The organism is Nocardioides soli, assembly GCF_014191495.1.
GTDB classification, from domain to species: Bacteria; Actinomycetota; Actinomycetes; order Propionibacteriales; family Nocardioidaceae; genus Nocardioides; species Nocardioides soli.
In genome coordinates this window covers 175,527-195,290 of sequence record NZ_JACHWR010000002.1, presented here as the reverse complement: position 1 = coordinate 195,290, position 19,764 = coordinate 175,527, and the positions used below count along the sequence as shown (strand labels likewise).

19 protein-coding genes and 1 tRNA gene are annotated in these 19,764 nt (G+C 68.1%); 5 read left to right on the top strand and 15 right to left on the bottom strand.

Features of this window, described 5'->3' with window-relative positions; genetic code table 11:
• Positions 1-79 precede the first annotated feature (79 nt).
• Positions 80-607, bottom strand: a complete 528-nt coding sequence (locus tag FHU40_RS11420) for a gamma carbonic anhydrase family protein (RefSeq protein ID WP_183592464.1) — start codon at positions 605-607, stop codon at positions 80-82.
• 76 nt (positions 608-683) lie between these two features.
• On the opposite strand from FHU40_RS11420, the gene FHU40_RS11415 reads away from it, so the two are divergent.
• Positions 684-1,133 (top strand): hypothetical protein, encoded by a 450-nt coding sequence (locus FHU40_RS11415; RefSeq protein WP_183592463.1) that lies wholly within the window; start codon positions 684-686, stop codon positions 1,131-1,133.
• A 226-nt stretch (positions 1,134-1,359) separates the two neighbouring features.
• Here FHU40_RS11415 and FHU40_RS11410 read toward each other — a convergent pair whose 3' ends face one another.
• The 7 genes from FHU40_RS11410 to FHU40_RS11380 form a co-directional block, all read right to left on the bottom strand.
• Positions 1,360-2,937 (bottom strand): hypothetical protein, encoded by a 1,578-nt coding sequence (locus tag FHU40_RS11410; protein ID WP_183592462.1) that lies wholly within the window; start codon positions 2,935-2,937, stop codon positions 1,360-1,362.
• A 372-nt stretch (positions 2,938-3,309) separates the two neighbouring features.
• On the bottom strand, positions 3,310-3,753 hold the full coding sequence (locus FHU40_RS11405) for a hypothetical protein (protein ID WP_183592461.1): 444 nt from the start codon (positions 3,751-3,753) through the stop codon (positions 3,310-3,312).
• Positions 3,750-5,678 carry an AAA family ATPase gene (locus FHU40_RS11400; protein WP_183592460.1) on the bottom strand — a complete coding sequence of 643 codons (1,929 nt, stop codon included), beginning with the start codon at positions 5,676-5,678 and terminating at the stop codon, positions 3,750-3,752. Before FHU40_RS11400 ends, FHU40_RS11405 begins: the two co-directional genes overlap by 4 nt.
• A 324-nt stretch (positions 5,679-6,002) precedes the next feature.
• Positions 6,003-7,451, bottom strand: coding sequence for an argonaute/piwi family protein (locus tag FHU40_RS11395; RefSeq protein ID WP_183592459.1), 1,449 nt, complete (start codon positions 7,449-7,451; stop codon positions 6,003-6,005).
• The gene (locus tag FHU40_RS11390) at positions 7,448-8,776 is read right to left on the bottom strand and encodes a DUF4365 domain-containing protein (RefSeq protein ID WP_183592458.1); all 1,329 of its coding nucleotides are present in this window, start codon (positions 8,774-8,776) and stop codon (positions 7,448-7,450) included. Before FHU40_RS11390 ends, FHU40_RS11395 begins: the two co-directional genes overlap by 4 nt.
• Positions 8,777-9,360: 584 nt before the next feature.
• Complete coding sequence (locus tag FHU40_RS11385; protein WP_183592457.1) at positions 9,361-9,729, bottom strand: hypothetical protein; 369 nt, start codon at positions 9,727-9,729, stop codon at positions 9,361-9,363.
• 171 nt (positions 9,730-9,900) lie between these two features.
• Positions 9,901-10,095, bottom strand: coding sequence for a hypothetical protein (locus FHU40_RS11380; protein WP_183592456.1), 195 nt, complete (start codon positions 10,093-10,095; stop codon positions 9,901-9,903).
• A 718-nt stretch (positions 10,096-10,813) separates the two neighbouring features.
• Here FHU40_RS11380 and FHU40_RS11375 point away from each other — a divergent pair.
• Positions 10,814-12,124: a hypothetical protein gene (locus FHU40_RS11375; protein ID WP_183592455.1), complete on the top strand. Its 1,311-nt coding sequence runs from the start codon at positions 10,814-10,816 to the stop codon at positions 12,122-12,124.
• Complete coding sequence (locus tag FHU40_RS11370; protein WP_183592454.1) at positions 12,121-14,247, top strand: hypothetical protein; 2,127 nt, start codon at positions 12,121-12,123, stop codon at positions 14,245-14,247. The genes FHU40_RS11375 and FHU40_RS11370 overlap by 4 nt, the downstream gene beginning before the upstream one ends.
• A 255-nt stretch (positions 14,248-14,502) precedes the next feature.
• Here the strand turns inward: FHU40_RS11370 and FHU40_RS11365 are convergent.
• The 5 genes from FHU40_RS11365 to FHU40_RS11345 form a co-directional block, all read right to left on the bottom strand.
• A tRNA-Ser gene (locus tag FHU40_RS11365) sits at positions 14,503-14,592 on the bottom strand.
• 58 nt (positions 14,593-14,650) lie between these two features.
• On the bottom strand, positions 14,651-15,259 hold the full coding sequence (locus FHU40_RS11360) for a TIGR03086 family metal-binding protein (protein WP_221199815.1): 609 nt from the start codon (positions 15,257-15,259) through the stop codon (positions 14,651-14,653).
• A 19-nt stretch (positions 15,260-15,278) separates the two neighbouring features.
• A complete protein-coding gene (locus FHU40_RS11355; protein WP_425490176.1) occupies positions 15,279-15,890 on the bottom strand; it encodes a LutC/YkgG family protein in 612 nt (203 codons plus the stop codon).
• A complete protein-coding gene (locus tag FHU40_RS11350; protein WP_183592452.1) occupies positions 15,874-17,316 on the bottom strand; it encodes a LutB/LldF family L-lactate oxidation iron-sulfur protein in 1,443 nt (480 codons plus the stop codon). The genes FHU40_RS11355 and FHU40_RS11350 overlap by 17 nt, the downstream gene beginning before the upstream one ends.
• Positions 17,313-18,038: a (Fe-S)-binding protein gene (locus tag FHU40_RS11345; RefSeq protein ID WP_183593757.1), complete on the bottom strand. Its 726-nt coding sequence runs from the start codon at positions 18,036-18,038 to the stop codon at positions 17,313-17,315. The genes FHU40_RS11350 and FHU40_RS11345 overlap by 4 nt, the downstream gene beginning before the upstream one ends.
• Positions 18,039-18,189: 151 nt before the next feature.
• Here FHU40_RS11345 and FHU40_RS11340 point away from each other — a divergent pair, with 151 nt between their 5' ends.
• Together FHU40_RS11340 and FHU40_RS11335 are read left to right on the top strand one after the other, a co-directional pair.
• Positions 18,190-18,588, top strand: coding sequence for a nuclear transport factor 2 family protein (locus tag FHU40_RS11340; RefSeq protein WP_183592451.1), 399 nt, complete (start codon positions 18,190-18,192; stop codon positions 18,586-18,588).
• Positions 18,585-18,782, top strand: coding sequence for a hypothetical protein (locus FHU40_RS11335; protein ID WP_183592450.1), 198 nt, complete (start codon positions 18,585-18,587; stop codon positions 18,780-18,782). The genes FHU40_RS11340 and FHU40_RS11335 overlap by 4 nt, the downstream gene beginning before the upstream one ends.
• A 9-nt stretch (positions 18,783-18,791) precedes the next feature.
• Here FHU40_RS11335 and FHU40_RS11330 read toward each other — a convergent pair whose 3' ends face one another.
• Both FHU40_RS11330 and FHU40_RS11325 read right to left on the bottom strand, forming a co-directional pair.
• Complete coding sequence (locus FHU40_RS11330; RefSeq protein WP_183593756.1) at positions 18,792-19,223, bottom strand: nucleoside deaminase; 432 nt, start codon at positions 19,221-19,223, stop codon at positions 18,792-18,794.
• Between the two features lie 23 nt (positions 19,224-19,246).
• The gene (locus tag FHU40_RS11325) at positions 19,247-19,732 is read right to left on the bottom strand and encodes a tRNA adenosine deaminase-associated protein (protein WP_183592449.1); all 486 of its coding nucleotides are present in this window, start codon (positions 19,730-19,732) and stop codon (positions 19,247-19,249) included.
• Positions 19,733-19,764 lie beyond the last annotated feature (32 nt).

Below are 19,764 nucleotides of genomic sequence, written 5' to 3'. Positions count from 1 at the left end.
ACAGGAACCCAGGGGGATAGCCACAGACGAACTGGTTGTTCCCGGTGCGCGGGAACGACCAGTCCGTCGCTGGCTATCCCTAACCGATCTCGCTGGCGCCGGCGGCGTGCCGCTTGGCGAGCTCCTGGTAGTACGGCGCGTTCTGCTCGACCCAGAGCGCCGACGAGCTGCCCTCGACCGGCTTGGTCGGCTTCGCGGGGATGCCGCTCACCACCATCGCGCCGGGCAGCTCGGTTCCCGGCGTGACCACGGAGCCCGCCGCGACCAGCGTGCGCGGACCGATCACCGCGTGGTCGAGCAGCGTGGACCCGTTGCCGATCAGCGCCTGCTCGCCGACCTCCCGACAGTGCACGACGCAGCCGTGGCCGATGGTCGCGTTGCGGCCCACCACCAGCGTCTCCCCCGGCGCGGCGTGCAGCACCGAGTTGTCCTGCACGTTGGCGCCCTCACGGACCACGATCGTGCAGATGTCGGCGCGCAGCACCGCGCCGTACCAGACGCTGGCCCCGGCCTCGACGGTCACGTCACCGATCAGGGTCGCGGTCGGCGCGACGAAGGCCTCGGGATGGACGCTCGGGCGCTTGCCCTCGAACTCGAACAGCGGCATGCGCCCATTCTGGTCGGCCGCCCCTCGCCACCCGGCCCGCAGGGCCCGTCCACGCGACCTCGTAGGGTTGTCGCACATGACCGCGACCGCGGCCGGGGTGTTCCGGCGCACTGCTCTCGAGCGAGCCGACCAGCGGGTCGCCTGGGAGAGATCCGACCAGGCGTTCTTCGCCGCCGGGGCGTGTCACATCCTGGCGTGGACGTGTCGCGAGTCCTATCCGGAGGAGCCGATCGGCATCGCCGCCGTCCGGTTCCCAGGCGAGCGGCAGGTGTTCCACGCGTTCGCGACCTGGAACGGGTGGGCCTTCGACCACTCGGGCTGGAACCGCGAGGGCGACCTGCTGGCCGCGAACGCCGACTTCGAGGGTGGCCCCCTCGAGGTGGTCGAGATCGACGCGGACCTGGCCGAGTTCTGCGACGAGCACTACTCCCGCATGCCGCACCAGTACTGGCGCGACCCGCGGCCCCGTGCCCGCGCCTACCTCGGACTGCACTCGCCACCGTGGGCGGGCGCACCGGCACCGTGATCGGCGGCGTCGCATCCGAGAGACGAAGACGCCGCCTCGCGACCCTTCCGGACCACGAGACGGCGTCTTCGGACTTTCTCCCAGGCTCCGGATCTCGTTCCGCAGCCCCTGGCGGGGCGGCGACACAAAAGCCCCTAACGCGGGTGCACCGAGGTCCGAACACTCCTGTTCTCCACTAACGCGGCCCGCGTTCTACACAGCGTCGAGCGCGACCTGCCTGCGTCGCTCACTGGTCCTCGTCGATGTCGAGTTCCTCCAGCCACGGGTAGGAATCCCATGCCTCCTGGAGCACCACGTTCGGACCTTGCTTCTTGCTACGGTCGAACGCCGTGCCGAGGCTCCAGGTCGAGCGGTCGGGGTCGTTGGCAATCTCGACCAACTGGCGTTCGACCTCGTCGAGAGGCAGGGCGGCGAGCAGTTCGATGTCTCGCAGCGAGGCCGTGAGTGTGGGGAACGGCGCTTGCTGAACGGTCTCTCTGGTCCAGTGGCTGTTTGCGAGGTAGTGCGGCTCGGCGGTCACGAGGACGCCGATCCGTGGACGGTCACTCGGGATGTGCTCGAAGGCGGGGTTGCGGGCGTCGATCTCCGTGGATGACCGTATGAGTTGACCGACCGCCTTGTCGATGAGGCTCTTGGTTCGCTTCTCGAAGCCGGGCGCTGCGGCGCGTTCGAGCAGGCCGAAGCGGGCGGACTTCACCTCGAACATGACGACGACGCTCGGGAGAACCAAGAACCAATCCGTGCTCGCCTGTTCGGGCTTGCCGTACAAGATTTCCGGGTAGAGGTCCGGGGTCGGCTTGATCGACTTCAGTTGTCTGCCGACGTACCGCTCGGTGAGTTTTCCAAGGTCGCGGGCGAACGGCTCGCCGAGCGCTCGGATACCACGGTAGTAAAGGGCACCAGGGGTGATTGTCCGGAGGATGAGTCGAGGTTGCGGAGCCAGGTACCGCCCGTCGTTCATCCGTACGAACGGGCGCTCCACGAGCGGGTTGAAGGAATACCTTTCGTTTCCGTCCGGCGGATGTGGAGCAGCGTGGTACGCAGCCTTGAACTCTTCGAACGTTGAGGAGAGTTCGAGAGCACGACGCTCGATGACCTCGCGGGGCCACACATCGTAGATCTCCTGCATATCCGGACGGTCGAGCCACTTGTGGTCGAACCAGCCCGCGTTCTTGGAGGCAGCCACCTGCAGGAAGAAGGTGGCCCCGACGACCTGGCCGAGCGGTGCCCCCAGCATCTCCTCCCACGCCTTCTCGCTGAGGACTTCGAGGTTGACGGCGGACAGTCCGTCGACCAGGAGCGCGTGGGTGCGGCTCACCTCTTCGAAGATCGACTCTTGGTACGGGAACTGTTCGTAGGCAACCTGCGTGAGCATTCCCAGGACGAAATTGTCGTCCCGCTCGCGCGGCACGCCCACGACGTCGTTGTGCGCGTTGAAGAGCCTGCGCAAGTCGTCTCCAGTGACTCCCTCTTTGCGGTGTTCGTTGCCCCACAAGATGGACTCTCGGGCCGCGAGCGCGATTGCCCACGGCGGCATCGTCGCGAGCCACTGCGCGGAGAACGGCGGATCGCCTCCCGCAAGCGCGAGTGCTGCCAGGGTGGGCAGAAGATCGGACGGCCGGTGCCGACGCACCTCCTGCCGAAAATCGCGGAACGGGATCGTTCTGCGCGGCGACGTGTCCCGATATGGCCGGTGTCTGGCGACCATGGCCACGTAATCGTTGACGGCCGCCCCGGTGCGCTCCTCCCGCTCTCGCCGTTCCGGCGGCGCATCGGACCCGTTGGGGGGCTCCACGTTCATCACGTCCCCAGTATCGGCGGACGTCGGTTGGCGCGCCGACAGGTGCGGCCGAGGCATCGAGGGCTTGTCACGGCCGCACCAATGGCCGGATGTTGTCGACCAGCAGAATCGTCGGGCGCGCGGTGAACAGGTGCACCCGACCGCCGGTGATCCGAGCCGTTGTTGACAGGCGGCTCGGCCCACCGGCGAGGCGCTCCGGAGCGTGGTGTCAGGCGAGCCGGGCTTACGGCGTGGTCCGAGCCGAGTAGCAAGCGGCTCGGACCACCGCCGCCGACCTCGTGCGTCTGTCGTTCAGGGCGGGCCTGCGGTTGAGGCAGAGGCCGAGGCCGATGTGACCTCACGCTCGGCGAGGGTTCGCCAGGTGGTTTGCGAGACCTACCCGAACCTTCGCAGCATGTCGTCCGCGATCTCCTTAACGCGCTTCCATTCGACGTCGACTAGCGCCTTGGCTCGTTCCGTGACTGGATCACGCCGCTCCTCGTCGAGGGCGTCGAGTTCGATGAAGTCGTGCTCGGCACCTTCGCGGACGTACGGGTCCTCCCAGTTGCCGAGATGGTGGCACTCTGCGGCCCAGCCCGACATGGCGATCACGACAGCGTCCTCCAACGTGAACCCCTCCAACGGCGGGCCGAGTCGCACGGGTTGGGTCTGTCCCATGAAGTTTTCTTCGTCGTTCGGCGCGTGGATGACCCAGCCGAGGCCGAAGTGCTCGCACGCCATCGCATGCCCCGCCTCGTGATGCGCCGTTGCCGGAGAAATGGGTACCGGGCCGCGTTCTCCTACGAAGCGCCCCTTCTCGATAGATCCCTCGCTCGTCATGGCAGAAGTTCGTTTAGGTCCTTAAACAGCCGCTCGAAGTTGTCCAGCGCCTCGTCGAGCGACTTGCCACTCACGGCCTCTGGGTGGGTGATCAGGTACTTCGAGGGCGTGTAGTGGTCGTACCTCTTGTCCGACCAGTCAGAGGCGAACGTCTTCGCCTCTTCCACAACACGGTCGTCGGCGTCGGCGGCCTTCTTTGCAGGCATCTTCTTGCCGCCAGTGAGCCCGTAGGCAGCGTTGATGAGGTCGACATAGAAGGCCCTGCCGAGGATGTCTTCGGTGTCAGCGTTGCGCTCGTTGGCGGAGTAGTCGGTGGCGACGAAGACGTGCCCGTCCTGGAGGAGTTCTGAGTCCTGGATCTCGCGGACCTTGTTGCGGACCCCGTCAGCGAGGTCGGCGAGAACGGCGACGTGGAGGTTGTTGCCGGAGAAGAGTGCGAGGAAGGACGGGACCTTGGTGATGCCGCCGCACGGCGTCACGGTCCATCGGTGGTCGAGCCCGACGCGTCCAGCCGCATCCAACGTTTGGCTTGCCCACTGGATGTAGAGGAGGTCGGAGGGACCTTCGACGAGCAGCGTGTGCTCGCCAACGAACAGCGACTGGGAGATGTCGTAGCCGAGCGCTGCGCGCAGCGGGAACAGGGTGTCGCCGTTGGCCTTCAGGACTTCGGAGTTCACCTTGGTGCCGAGGACTTCTCCGTCACCGGCGGTGACGTCTTCGACCGTGCGGCACGAGAGCAGGTTCGAGGAGTCGATCATGAACGGCGAGTGGGTGCTGTAGATGACCTGGTACTTCGTGAGGAGTTCTTCGTTGATGAACCGGAGGAGGTCCTCCTGCGCCTTGGCGTGAAGGCTCAGACCGGGCTCGTCGAGCAGGACGATGAGGTTCTCGCCGTAGGTCTTCTGAACCTCGGAGAACCAGACGAGGAAAGAGAAGAACCAGATGAACCCCGTGCTGCGCTCGTCGAGCGAGATCGTCGCTTCGTGCCGGGTGTTCTCGATGCGGGTCTGGAAGACCTTGCCGGTGTTGAAGGGGGCGTCGTCGCCGGGTGCGGCTTCGTGGAAGCGGAATCTGACCTTGAGATGCTTGTTCTGGCTCCAGTACTTGAAGATCCGCTTGGACATGCGGCTCTCGACGCCCTCCAACTTGCTGATCAGGGCCTCGGAGGTGTTGATGTTGACCAGATCGTCGAGGGACGTGCCGACCATCGAGAGCAGCGCCATGAAGACGTTCGCGCCAACGAGGCTCTCCAACGTCGAGTTGTCGCGATGTTGGATCACCTGGTTGACCGAGATGCGGCCGGGCAGGCGGTCGTACTCGGCGTAGTAGACGAAGACTGGCAAGCGAGTCCGCAGGTACGCCCTGGCTGACGCGCTGAGGCTGCCGTTGGGAAGCAGCGAAGACAGCGTCTGGTGCAGCGCGGTCTGCTTCGGCGTCGGCTCGGGCAGTGCACCAAGGGCCTTGATGAGTTCCTGTGGGTTGGCTGCACTCTTGAGGGGCTCCGCCTCGGCTGCATTCAGGGAGCCGCTCGCGAGAAGAGCCTCCACGGAAGCGCCCATGTTGAGCGGGAGGCTCCAGCCGAGTTCGTTGCCGTAGTTCTTGGTCACGGTGACTTGACGGCTGGTCACAGCGCCTGGATCGCCAGCGAGACGTCCGAGTTCGGCGACTTCTTCGTCGCTGAGGGACCAGACGGTCTCGACGGCGACCTCGCCCTCGTTGTAGTCCTCCGACAGGACGCGCGGGTAGTCGGTCTCGCGGAAGTCGCCCCGCTCGGTTCGGGCCGCGTTGATCTTCTCCAGCGCTTCGAGGATGGCGGTCTTGCCACTCTCGTTCTTGCCGACCAAGCAGGTTAGGTCTTCGAGCGTGAACCACTCGGAGTCGATGACCGCCTTGTAGACCTTGACCCGTGCCTTGACCAGTTCCATGTTCTCCCCGTTCGCCGAGCGTTAATGCCCCTCCGAACCCGTCCCGTGGAGCCGCTCGCGCACGAGATTAGGTGCTTCCACCGACGTTGCGCGTGAGAACTGGAACCCAGGCCCATCGCTCACTGGCATGCGACCACGAAGTTGGCACGTCGCCCGTGCCACCTCTCACACGGCTCGGATCACTACAGACTGTCGGTTGGAGCGGCCCGTCAACCGCCCTCCGACCGACATTCGGAGAGACGTTTCATGACGCCCGGGGCCCGCCGGTGGCTGCCAGCCGTGGCTGCGACGCGGACCGGCTGTTCCAAGTCCGCCCGCGCGGGATCACATGTAGAAGGCGTATCTGGATGCGGGTAGGTCTGTCGGTTCGAGGTGGCGGAGGATGTCGCCGACCTTGTCGGCGGTCCGGAGGGTGATGGGGTCGCGTCCGTCGAGTTGGGTGGCGTTCCAGTTCATCTTGGTGAGGGAGAGCAGTTCGCGCGCGAGGTCCTCGGGGCTGCTCTCGGCCTCGTGGAGTCGCATTCCGACGGCCTGTGGGATGTACATGCCGGGGTAGGTCTTGTAGAAGGGCACGCTGCCTCGCGTGTAGAGGACGTGACGGTCTTCGTCGAGGGTGAGCAGGGTTCCGCGTAGGGCAGCCTGCTGTCCGCGCCGAAACAACCGGACGTGCTCGGACTGGCTGAGCCAGATGAGTTCGAGGATTTCGATGTGCTGCTCGTTCGCGGCTGCACGGAACCCGGCGGCCTCGTCCGGGGTGAACGCGGACGTCTTGTGCAGAACGATCCGGGCGGGGCTCTGCTTGTGCTCGCGGCGGTACTTCTCCAACGCATCACGGAGAAGTTGGTGGGCGTCATCCTCGGCGAGGTGCGCCTGCCGGTCGACCTTGGAGATGCGCGCCTGCCCGCCTCGGACGATTACGCCGTCACCGCGCTGGTTGAAGACCTGGGCCACGCTCGTTTCGAGGGTCTCCTTATCGGCGCTGCCGTAGAACGCGACGCCGACGTAGCAACTCGCGAGGTCTTTGGCGTCGCGAGGGAGCCGCCACGGGACGCCCCCGGCCTTGTAGTAAAGGGCCGTGTGGAGGTTCCACGCGCGGGTCGCCTCGTCCTGCTTGACCTTGACCTCGGCAGCCTTGGGCTCCTTGAAGGTCGGGTCCCAGGTCGAGCGGCGGATAATCTGGATGGGCTGGCTATACCGAAGCGACCGAGCCTTGAGCAGAGAGTGGAAATCACCCTGCCCCGGCGGCAACGGACCCGAGGGCTCCTCGCCATCGGCGGAGGTGGCTCTCCCGCGCGTAGGACGGGTTCCCGTGTCGATGAGGTTGTCAGGGCGGCAGACGATGACGACGTCGCAGTTGGGCTCCTCATGGAGCGCTTCGAGTTCGCGGTCGTAGATGTCGACAGCGGCCTGTGCGGCGGTGAGTGGGTTGGCCCCGTCGAACGCATCGAGGTCGCGCTTGGCGATGGGGCGTTCGAGGCGTCCGTTCCAGACGATGGTGGAGCGGAAAGCGCGATCTGTGTCGAACCCGGGGAACGGCATGTAGAGGTGGCCCAGATGGCTGTCCTTCGCGGCGACGGTGCTGCGGCACGAGTCCAGCCACCGCTTGACGCCGTCGATGGAGGCTTGAGGGCCGACAATGCCGACCCTGATAACCCGGACGGCGGTGTCGTCGAGGTCAGCGGGACCGTAGAAGTCGATGCCGTGGCGTGGGTCGATGTGGTGACCGCCATGGGCGAATTCGAGCGCGGGCTCGTCAAGGACAGTGATCTTCATTCCAGATCCTCGAAGTCGAGCGCCATCTGGTCGGGGTTCTCCTCGGCCCCCGCAGGTGGGAGCCAGTCCTGGTCGTCGATACCTCGGTCGGCTTCGAAGGTGACGAGCGGGCCGAAGGTCAGGATTCGGTCTTGTCCGTCATGGTTCATGAGGGTGGGTTCGACGTCCCCTTGCAGGATGCCTGCCCAGAGTTGAGTTTCGCCAAGGACGGCGGGGTTGCGTTCGCGGCGTTTGAGTTTGCTCAGGTACTCGTCGGCGAACGGGGATTCCTTGTAGCCGTCGCTGGTGAAGAAGTAGTCGGGTCGCAGTTGAACGAACCACTCGCCACCGATCTCGGTGAACGTGTAGCGCAGCGCGGCGTGTCGATAGAACTGCTTGCGGGACGGGTCGTCCTTGCGTTGGTAGTAGCCCTTGAACGCGATGCGGGGATGACCAGACGCGCTGAGCGTCTTCCGTTCGGACAGGTCGTCGGTTGGTCGGTAGTGCAAGAAGCGCCGGTCGTTGTTCCAGCGGCAGGTCTCGCTGAGGTCGTGCTGGAGTGCTGCTCCGAGGAGGCGCACGAACAGGCGGCGCTCGTCGCCGTTCCCGGCAGCGAGTTCGCCGACCGGCGTGCGGCTGGAACCGCTGGTGATGGACCGCACGAGCCCAGTTCCGGCGATCTCGTCCCAGGCGTAAATGCGACCGTGGCTGAGCACGAAGTCGCTCCGCACCGGATACGGCGAGTCACGCTGTGCCGCAAAGATTGCTCCGACGGAGGAGGTTGACGCCGTCGCGCTGAAGAAGGAGTCCGGGAACTCCACCGGCATCAGGTTGCTGACCAGAGTCTCGGCCCGGTGGTCGGCGACCGGCGTGTGCGCCTTCCCGTGTGGGTCCGCCACGGCGAACAGGCGTGGCGTCGTGTCCTTATCGAACCTCTGGGTCGACTTGTCGAAGTCGACGCGCAGCGTTGCGCGACGAGCCGGGTCGCTGAACCAGGACTGCACGTGCGCCCACCACGCCTCTCCCGTCTCGGGGTGGGAGCAGATGAGGATGACCGGGTTGTGTCCGGCCTTCATCCAGTAGTCGACGTCGCGTTCCTTGCAGATGTAGTGGAACTTGGTGTCCGTCTCGCCGGGGAACCGGTCGCTCGCCTTGCTCTGAACGAAGATGTGCTGGTTGCTCATCTCTCCGGTGGCGGGGTCGCGAAGTTCGATGGTGCCGTCGATGCCGGGGTCGATAGTGCGCTCGTGCCAGACCTGCTTCATCTGGCTAACCCGCCGGTGGATGAGCGCGATCCCGGCGTCACCCTTGTGGGTGTTGTCGTCGATCATCTTGCCGAGCGTCACCAGCGTCCCTTCTCCGACGGTCGTGTCGAGTTCATCATGGCGGCAGGCACCGACAGTTCACGTCAGTTATTGCCGAGCGACTTGATCCCTGAGTCTGACCGCGGCGAGAGGATTACTGCTCCTGGTACACCGCGAGGATCATGACGACTTGTTGACGCGGTCGGCGGAGACGAACAGGTCGGCGACATCGTCGGCAGCAGGACGTCGAGTCACTGGTTCGAACACCTTGCCTGGGCGCCGTCGTTGGCCGGATGCTGTCGACCAGCGGTTGTGGTCGGAGCGGCGTAGCCAGCCGCTTCGGTCTCTAGGTGGTCCGAGCCGTAGTTGGCAGGCGGCTCGGCTCACCCGCTCGGGGGCGCGGTTTCCGGCGGCCCGAGTGTCCGGCGAGCGGTGGTGTCAGGCCGCTCGGCGAGTCGGAGCGCGGTGAACAGGTGGTCCGGCTGACAGACCGCAGCGTGGGCCCGAGCCGTCGTGGAAGGCGGCTCGGGCCCTGTTTGCTCACACGAGCGAAGGTCGCCTGGTCACCACGCGGGCTGAGAATCGTTCGCAAACAAGAAGGACCAAGAAGGCCAGTGCGCCGAGGGCTAACCCTGGGTGTCGCCGAGCCACGGGTCATCCACCTGGTCAGGGACACCCCGGAGCCCGGCGAGCAGCCCACACTCGGGGACGGCGGCGAGGTGGGAGAGGAAGGCGAGCGCAGCCTGGTACTCACCGCTCAGGGTCGCCGGGTACTCCACAGACCAGCCGTCGCATCCGGCGCACGCTCCGGCGTTTCTCGGCCCGGTGCCGGGGACCAGTTGAATGTGAAGGCCGCCGAGGACGGCGTCCAGTGAGGCGGGTCGGGTGGCCCACTGTCCGTCGTCTAGGTCGGCGAGAACCTGGGCTGCCTCGGCTCGGTCGACGGGGTCGAAGGCGATGTCAGCAACTTCCTGGCGCAGACCGTCCCTCGTCATGCCTCCAGGTTGCCACGTCCATCGCGGGGGGCGGCGGCCCGGAACATCCGCCTTTCAGCCCGCCGCCAGCGTGGCCAGGTCGGGGACCTCGGTCTCGACCCATCCGTGACGACATCAAGAGCCGCGTACAGGGCCTCATCGACTCGCTGCTCCCAACAAGTTGACCCGACGTCAGGCACCGTCGATGTACTCGGCCATCAAGCCCGCGATGTTGTTCGTCTGGTTAGCGGCAACGAAGAGCGCAGTGAGGTCATCGGTTGTGATGTCGACGTGGAGAAGGAACTGGGCGTGAAGTCGTTCGACCAAGACATCGCAGGCGCGAGCGGAGGCGAGCAGCCCGTCAACCAACTCGGTCGGCAACGCCACGAACGAGGTGCCTTCGGGACGATGCCGCAGGCGATCACGAAACGCTGCGCAGGAGTCGCACCGATGCTTACGTGACGCTGGAGCGAGCGTGTGGTTCCCGTAGGCGCACCAGCGGGTCCCGTCCTGGGCGACCCGCGCCCGGTGGTACTGACCCTGCCCCAGCCCGGGTGCCACCAGTGGCGTGGGATCCGTGCGCGGCCAACTGGACTTGGGGTGCTTGGCAGGGTCGAACCACTCACCTTCACCAAGCGGCATCCGTGTTCCCCTTCTCAACCGTCCGGCGCAGCGAATCGCCGTTGGGGCCGGTCCGTCCATCAACCTCGGAGGACCTCGGAAAGGCTGGCCAGCACACGAATTTCGTCCGCTGGCCGTCGATCTACGCTCACGGAGCCTGCCATCTGCTTGACGCGCCGTATGCGGAACGAGCAAAAAGGCGCTCCGAGGTTCTCCGAGGTTGGGGTATGCGCACTACCTCACGGCCCCGGCACGGGCGTAGCGATGGTGTGGTGCGGCAAGAAGCGGCGGGGCATGTCTCCCGCGCGACGTCGAACACTTGTTCGATGGGTGGTTCGCGTGGTAGGACGTCGCCATGCGCCGCGAGTCGTCGAACAGACGGTGTGCCGGAAGCCCCGGCACACCGGTCTTCGACGACCCCGGCGCACCTGTGCCCTAACACGAGGTGCCCCTGGGTCCCGGCTGTCACCCAGGAGAACCACCGATGCTCGACACCCCGTCGGGCTGCGCTCACCTGCGGCTCGTCGACCCTGACGAACCCATCGAGCCCAACCCGCTTCACCAACGCCACCCCGGCACCCGCGAGTCCCGCGACCCCGAGGTCGTGGCGCGTCTGGCGCACGGCGAGCGACTGGCGCAGTCGTCGCGAGCCGACTACTCCATCAAGTGGACCGAATCAGGGCTGGTCGGAACCATTCCGCCCAGGTCCGAGGGCGACTGGCCTTCGGACCGCTGGCGCGCCCACCTCACGGAGTGCGGCCCGGTTCGCGCGTGCCGCCACCAAGTCCCCGACCCCGAGTGGTGGGTCCTGATGGCGGGCCGAGGCTTGCCCCTCCACGCGGACGCCGAGAGGGCCCGCGCGTTGGCGCACGGCGTCATCAACCGGTGGCGCGGGCACCCTCCCATGCCGGAGCACCTAGTGCGGTTCACCCACGACGTGGTCAGGGACAGCCTCAACGTTGCTCCGCAACCGGTCACCGAAACGTGGGTGAAGTTCGCACTTGCTGCAGTCGGCATGCTGGTGCGGTCGGTCGCGGTCGATAACGGACCGTTGACCCGCGAACACGTCTTCTCCAAGCCCGTGCTGGACCGGTTCTATTACCACCACCTCGCAAAGCACGACGACCGGACAGTTGAGAACTACCGGCGACGCATCGACCTCGTCCAAGTTGCCCTCAAGGGCATCACGATCCGGACTCCGCAGTCCCAGCCTCCGCTATCCAACGGGGACGCGATCCCACCGCTGACACGCGCCCAGGAGGTCGCGCTCTACCAGTGGGCCTGCGGTACGCGGCCCGCACAGCGACGGGGCCGGATGGTCGCCGTCGTTGCTCTCGGCTTGGCGTTCGGTCCCACCACATCAGAACTGTTGGGCTTGACTCCCAAGGACTTCGCCTGTGATGACCGTGGGCTCCACGTCGCGCTCACCACGAACGATGACGAGACCCGCACCGTTACCTGCCGCCGGGAGTGGGAAGACCGGGTGGCTGCACTGCTGGAGGTCACCCCGCCCAGTCACTTCATGACGACCCCGTGGCGCGACACCCGAGTCACCGACGCGACCCACCACGTCGTCCTGGGCCAGGCACAGGAGTTGTACACACCGCCGGTGTACTTCAACTCCACCAGCCTGCGGAACACCTGGCTGGTGCGGCACATGGAAGCCGGGGTGCCGCTCCCGTCGCTGATGAAGGCAGCCGGGCTGCGGTCCACCGAGTCGCTGTCACGCATGATGGGCTACTGCGAGCCACAGACGGACGACGAGATCGCAGCGGCGCTCCGGGGGCACCCGTGAGCCGGAAGCCGAAGCGCCGTACCCGAGCAATCGCCGGGTTCGCCAACCACCCGAACGCCACGGTCCCGGGCCAGTCCAACGACAAACAGGGGCAGTCCGGCAACCCAGCCAAGCGACTTGACGAACGGAAGGCCAAGAAGCGGAAGGACACCGAGAGGGCTGACCAGACCAAGGCGTACGCCGGACGTCCCGTCCGCTCCCGTCCGGCCAAACCCGGGGAACCGTGCGCCGCGACGCACCGGCAGGTCATCCCGACCGGAACCGTCGACGAGTACACCGCCATGCTGCCGCCGGTCACCCCGTTCGAGGCCGATGACCTCGACATCAACAAGCACTTCCACCAGTACACCGATGCCCACGTCCAGTCCGCCTCGGCCTTCATCAAGCGGTCCGGCGTCTGCCGGTTCATGACCGACCTCTACGCCGAGGCCAAGGACAACCGGGGACGGAAGGAGACGATCCCGTTCCACGCGGTAATGGTCGCGTTGTGGCTCATCGCCACCGACGGCGGAAACCTGTGGATGACCAACGTCCGTGACGTGCTCTTCCACAAGATGAGCGCCACCTCGCGCGTCCTGCTCGGAATCACCTACCCGGACCGGCCTACCCGCCCCGAAGACGAAGCCCGAGACGACCGCATGACCGAGGCTGACCGGAACTGGGACGAGGCATCGGAGCGGACGGTGGCCCGCACGTTCGCACGGATGCTCACCGCGATCGATCCATCCGTGTTGCCCAAGAACCGAAACATCGAATGGGCCGAGTTGGAGAAGCAGAAGCGGTTCCTCACCGTCGCTCAGCAACAACTCCGCCAGGCCCGGTTGGACTGGGTCTGCAATCGACTGCTGGAGACGGCGTTCCGATGCCTTCCGCGCAAGGTGCGGCGCAAGTACAGGGGCTCTGGGTGTATCGACGCGACCCCGATGCCGCTGTACTCGGTCATGCGAGGCAAGGACAACGCGTTCTGCTCCTCCGACCCTGACGGCGGCGTGTACGGCCACACCGGCGACCACGCCGAACCCGATGTCCTCTCGCGAGGCGTGTTCTGGGCGTTGGAGATCCACCTCATCGTTGCCGTTGACTGCTCACCCGGCGACCGCCAGTGGCTACCCGCTCTGCCGCTCTGCATGACAACCGACCGGCCCGGATTCGACCCCTCCGGTGCTGCACGGCGCATGTTCGCCTACCTCGCCCAGGTTCGGGATCTCCCGCGCAAGTGGCTAGCCGGTGACCTGCTCTACACCGATCAGAAGCCCGGAAAGTTCCAAGACCCTGCCCGCGAGGTCGGATACAAGCCCGTCCTCGGATACGGACCCAAGCACCACGGCAAACAAGGCACCCACCGGACCGGCTTCGACATGGTCGAGGGGGCCGCCACCTGTCCCGCAATGCCGGAGCACCTGGTCAATGCCACGGTGCTGCGCCGCAGCAAGGGCTCCGACGGCAGGCCACTGCACGAGCACGAGGTATGGATCGGCGACATCAAGTCTCGCGACGACTACCTCATGCGGACCCACGGCAAGGAACACGATGGGAAGCAGCGCCTCGCGTGCCCAGCCGCTGGCAACAACCCCACCGCCCGCTGCCCCCTGAAACCCAGGTCAATGGAGGAACGCAAGACCCGTCAGCCCAACGGCAAGGTCGTCGACGCTCGCCTCACCATCAACCCTACGGAGCACTTCAGCGATGCTGACGGGAAGCCGCTGCTCGACGTGTGCGCACAGGACACGATCACCGTGGACTACAACGAGGGCGGCGACGAGTCGTTCAACCGATACCGCCAAGAACTCCGGTTCGGCACCGCCGAACACCAGACCACCTACGTGCGGCTTCGCCAGTCTCAGGAAGGCTTGCACGGATTCGCCAAGAAGCACGCCGCGCAGGCCCTCGACAACCCCGACGCCCGCCTCGTGCGCGGGAAGGCCGCCCAAACCCTGTTCGCAGCACTCCTGCTCGCTGCGTCCTCCGTCGCAAAGATCCGCACGTTCCTTCGCACCGCCGAGACCAGCCCGCAGACCGGGAACCGCTGGGTTCTGCGTGAATCGCTGGACGCGGCGCTGCGGACTCCACCCGGCGACGAAGCACCTGATCCACCGCCCGGAGAACTACCCGCAGCCGCCTGACGGCCTCGACGCGGGACCTCCAGAACTTCATCACCGTTCTCCAACTAGCCCGGCCCCACAGGTCGGGCTAGACCCATGCCCGAGCGATGCCGGTGAGCGAGCCACGGTCGGTGGTGCACAGCCGGAACCACCGCTCGCGAGCGCTTCGAGCGCCCCCGAACAGCGAAGCGCCCCCACCTTGACCCGATCACGGGCCTCGGTGGAGGCGCTCCAACTATTTTGTCGGCGCAACGGCTTAAAAAAGTCGCTGCCCCCTGGCGGTGGCGGAGGGATTTGAACCCTCGGTGGGCTTGCACCCACAAACGCTTTCGAGGCGTTCTCCTTAGGCCGCTCGGACACGCCACCGCCGGAGAGAGTACCGGAGGCGGTGGGAGCGGGTGAAATCGCGTGGGTGCCGTGTCACTCAGGGCGTCCAGCCCGGGTTGCGACCGGTCGCGCCGGCCAGGCGGTCGAGCGGGGGCGCGTCGGCGGCGACCGGGACCGGCGGGCCGAAGGGGCCGTCGCCGGCGCCCTCCGGCACCTCGAAGCCCTCGGCGAAGGCCAGGCAGGCGAGCACGGCGCCGTCGCCCGGGTCGTAGGCCTGGTCGGTGGCCCGGGCCAGGTCCCACCCGTGCACAACCACTTCGTCGAGGGCGACCAGCGCCGCGATCTCGGCGGGCATCTCGATCGGGCCGGCCAGCGTCATGCCGGCGTACGCCGCGGGGTCGGACCACGCGGCGGCGAGGCGGTCGAGGCCGGCGGGGATCTCCGCACGCCAGCCCAGGCCGAGCCGCGAGCCGTCGAACGACGCGCCACCACCCGGTGCCGACTCCTTCGTCGCCGCGAGCGTGAAGGCCAGCGTCAGGCCGTCGAGGTGGTCGAGCAGGTCGGCGACCGTGAGCCCGGCGCACGGCGTGGGCCGGGCGAGATCGGTGTCGTCGATGCCGGTGACGATGCGGGTGACCGCGTGGACGGCCGGGGCGAAGTCGATCGGGTCCATGCAGGTCCGACCCGGCCCACGCCCGAGACTCATCGGCGGGCTCAGCCTCGGATCAGTCCACCAGCAGCACGTGCAGGGTGCGGGGGCCGTGCACGCCCTCGACCCGGTCGAGCTCGATGTCGCTGGTGGCCGACGGGCCGCTGATCCAGGTGTGCGGGCGGCGGGGGTCGAGGAGCGGCAGCGCGTCGGGTACGTCGGGCACCACCTGGTCGGCGCGCACGATGCACACGTGCCGGTCGGGCACCAGCGAGATCGCGCGGCGGCCCTGCCCCGGGCCGTGGTCGAGCACGATCGTGCCGGTCTCGGCGATGCCGACCCGGGCCTCGGTGACGACGGCGTCGTAGCCGTCGAGCTCCGCCGCGGTGAAGCCGGCGTCCTCGTCGGCGCCCGGCACGGGCACGGTCAGCCCAGCGGGTACGACGACCCGCGCGCCGGCCGGGAGCGCGGCGGCCACCCCAGCCGCGAGGTCGGCGGCCGAGCACCGCTCGACCACGGCCCGGTAGTCGGCGACCCGCTCGGCGAAGTGCGCCACCACGTCGGACACCGGCGCGATCCGCGGCGACGGGGGCACGGCGTACCCGGGCTCGACGCCCGCGAGCGCGCGGCGGACCCGGCCCAGGATCTCCTCGCGTGCGGGTTTCGAGGCCTCAACCACCGTGACCACCCCCCTCGGTGCGCCTCCACCAGGCGCGGAACGACTCCCGTGGAGCCGGGGGCAGGTCGCGGGCCGAGGTCCACTTCGATGCGCCGAACCGGCGCCCGATCCTCAGGCCGAGCCCGGTGAAGCGCTCCCCCAGACCGAGCCTGCGGGAGTCGGAGAGCGCGACCGCTGCGCCCTTGAAGGCGAGGGCCTCGACCTTCGGGCGGCCGCCACGATGTGCGTCGACGACCTTGGCCCGCTGGTCGACGAGCACCGAGGGGATGTCGATGCGCACCGGGCATGCCTCGAAGCAGGCCCCGCACAGCGACGAGGCGTACGGCAGGGAGTCGACCTGGTCGTCGTGTCCCACCCCCTTCAGCAGCGGGTTGAGGATCGCCCCGATCGGGCCGGGATAGACCGAGCCGTAGGCGTGCCCGCCGGTGCGCTCGTAGACGGGGCACACGTTGAGGCAGGCCGAGCAGCGGATACAGCGCAGCGCCTGGCGGCCGACCTCGTCGGCCAGCGCGTTGGTGCGGCCGTTGTCGAGCAGCACGACGTGCACCTCCTGCGGCCCGTCGCCCGGCGTCACCCCCGACCAGGTGGAGGTGTAGGGGTTCATCCGCTCGCCGGTCGAGGAGCGAGGAAGCAGGCGAAGGAGCGAGTCGAGATCGTGGAACGTCGGGACGACCTTCTCGATGCCGACCACCGAGACCAGCACCTCCGGCAGCGTCAGGCACATCCGGCCGTTGCCCTCCGACTCGACGACGACCAGCGTGCCGGTCTCGGCCACGGCGAAGTTGGCGCCCGAGATGCCGACCTTCGCACGCAGGAACTTCTCCCGCAGGTGCTCCCGTGCCGCGGCCGCCAGCGCAGCAGGCTCGTCGGTGAGGTCGGCGGGTGCCGGTCGCCCGGCGGCGGCCATCCGCTCCAGGAAGATCTCGCGGATCTCCGCGCGGTTGCGGTGGATCGCGGGCACCAGGATGTGCGAGGGCAGGTCGTCGCCGAGCTGCACGATCAGCTCGGCGAGGTCGGTCTCCCACGCGGCGATGCCCTCCGCCGCGAGCGCCTCGTTGAGCCCGATCTCCTGGGTCACCATCGACTTGACCTTGACGACCTCGTCGACGCCGTGGGCCTTGACGATCGCCGCGACGACCGCGTTGGCCTCGGCCGCGTCGCGCGCCCAGTGCACGGTCGCGCCGTTGGCGGTCAACGTCTCCTCGAGCCGCTCGAGATGGGTGCCCAGGTCGACCAGCGCCGACTCCTTGACGCCCGCCCCGGCGAGGCGGAGCTCCTCCCACGAGCAGCTGGCGTCGAGCTCGTCGACCAGCCGCTGCCGCTTGGCGCGGATCGTGCCGGTGGCGTGGGCGAGGTTGTGCCGCAGTTGGGCGTTGCCCAGCGCCGCGTGGGCGGCAGCGGGGAAGGCCGGCATCCCGACGAAGGTGGCGCTCATCGCGCGGCACCTTCGGTGGAAGCCAGGATCTCGGCGAGGTGCACGGTGCGTACGCCGGACTGCTGGCGACTCAGCAGCCCGCCGATGTGGGTCAGGCACGAGTTGTCGCCGGCCACCAGCACCTCGGCTCCCGTGTCGCGCACGTGCCGGGCCTTGTCGGAGCCCATCGCCACCGACGTCTCGGCGTTCTTGACCGCGAACGTGCCGCCGAAGCCGCAGCACTGGTCGGCGGCCGGCAGCTCCCGCAGCGTGAGCCCCCGCACCCGCTCCAGCAGCCGTCGCGGCCGGTCGCCGACGCCCAGCATCCGCAGGCTGTGACAGGTCGGGTGATACGTGACCGTGTGCGGGTAGTAGGCACCGACGTCGGTCACCCCGAGCACGTCGACGAGGAACTCCGACAGCTCGTAGACCCGCGCCGAGGTCGCCTCCACGGCCGCCGCGAGCGCCGGGTCGGCGCCCCGGCGGGCCACGATCGCGTGCTGGTGGCGGGCGCAGCCCGCGCACGACCCCGACGGCGTGACGACCGCGTCGTACCCCTCGAACGCCTCGACGAAGTTCCGCACCACCGGCACCGCCTCGTCGAGATAGCCGGTGTTGACCATGGGCTGCGCGCAGCAGGTCTGCGACTCCGGGAACTCCACCTCCACGCCCAGCCGGCGCAGCAGCGTCACCACCGCCCGCCCGGTGTCCGGGTACAGGGCGTCGTTGATGCAGGTGACCATGAGGGCGACGCGCACCCGCTCATCATCGCCCACGCGACGGCGTACTGCTCGAGGACCGGTTCGCCGCCACCCAGGCTGTCGGTCGAGTCCGGAGTCCGGTGTCCAGAAGTCCCGACTCGACCTCGGAGCAGGCCGGCGTACCGTGAGAGACATGGACCACGGCAGCGCGCAGCAGTGGCTCGACCGGTACGTCGCGGCATGGCTCAGCTACGACCCGGCCGAGATCGGCGCGCTCTTCGCCGACGACGTGTCCTACCGCTACCACCCGTACGACGAGCCGATCGTCGGCCGGACGGCCGTCGTCGCATCCTGGCTGGGTGCGGACGCCTCCGGCGTCGCCTCGACCCGGGACGAGCCCGGCACCTACGAGGCGACGTACGCGCCGGTGGCCGTCGACGGCAACGTGGTCGTGGCGCGCGGGTCGACCAGCTACCGACGGCATCCCGGCGGGCCCGTGCACCAGGTCTACGACAACTGCTTCCTGATCCGGTTCGACGACCGGGGGCGGTGCCGGGAGTTCACGGAGTTCTACGTCCTGCGGCCGTCGTGATCCCACCGGACGACTCCTTCGTCGACTCCCTGGTCGGCCGGACCCTCGACGAGGCGACCCGCATCGCGACCGGGGCCGGCTGGCTGGTCCGTCCGTACACCCCCGACTCGATGCTGACGATGGACTACCGCGAGAGTCGGGTGAACCTCGAGCACGACGACGACGGCATCGTCACGCGGGCCTGGGTGGGATAGCCGCGCCGGTCAGCGATGGCTCGCGAAGAACTCCTCCAGCAGCGCCGCGGACTCGGCGGCCCGGACCTCGGCGACCACCTCGGGCCGGTGGTTGAGCCGGCGGTCGCGCACCACGTCCCACAGGCTCCCGACGGCGCCCGCCTTGGGGTCCCAGGCACCGAAGACGACCCGCTCCACCCGGCTGAGCACCGCGGCGCCCGCGCACATGGTGCAGGGCTCGAGGGTCACCACCAGCGTGTGCCCGTCGAGCCGCCACTCGCCGCGTCGCCGGGCGGCCTCGCGGAGCGCGACCACCTCGGCGTGCCCGGTCGGGTCGTGGTCGGCCTCGCGCACGTTGCGACCGCGCCCGGCCGGCGTACCGTCCGGGGCCAGCACGATCGCACCGATCGGCACGTCGCCGGTCGCCAGCGCGGCGCGCGCCTCGTCGAGGGCGGCGCCCATCGCGCCGTCCCACCGGCCAGCGCTCACGCGGAGGTCAGTCCGATGGCGTCGTCGAAGAGCTCGCCGAAGCCGAGCCGGCGGGCGATGTCGGAGAGCATCTCGTCGGGGTAGAGGTCGACGTCGTCGAGCAGGACGCCCATGTCCATCGCGCGCATGCCGAGGTCGCCGAGCAGGTCGAGGTCGCCCGCGGGCACCTGGTCGTCCTCGTCCTCGGGCTGCGGCAGCCCGAGGAAGTCGACGGCGGAGCTGGCCAGCTCCCACTCGTCGGCGGCGGTGATGTCGGAGAGCAGCACCCGAGTCGTCGCGCCAGCGACCCGCACGATGATGAAGAAGTCCTCGTCGACGGCGACCAGCCCGACCGCACCGCCGTCGCCCGGGAAGCGGCGCAGCGCGTGGGAGAGCGTGTCGACGTCGTCGATCAGGTCGTGGGCGAGCTCCGCGACGGCCCAGACCCCCTCCTCGCGGTAGGCGGCGAGGGCGAAGTCCACCGCCTCGATCTGGTCGGCCATGGCACCCCTCCGTTCCGCCCCCGCTGCGTCCA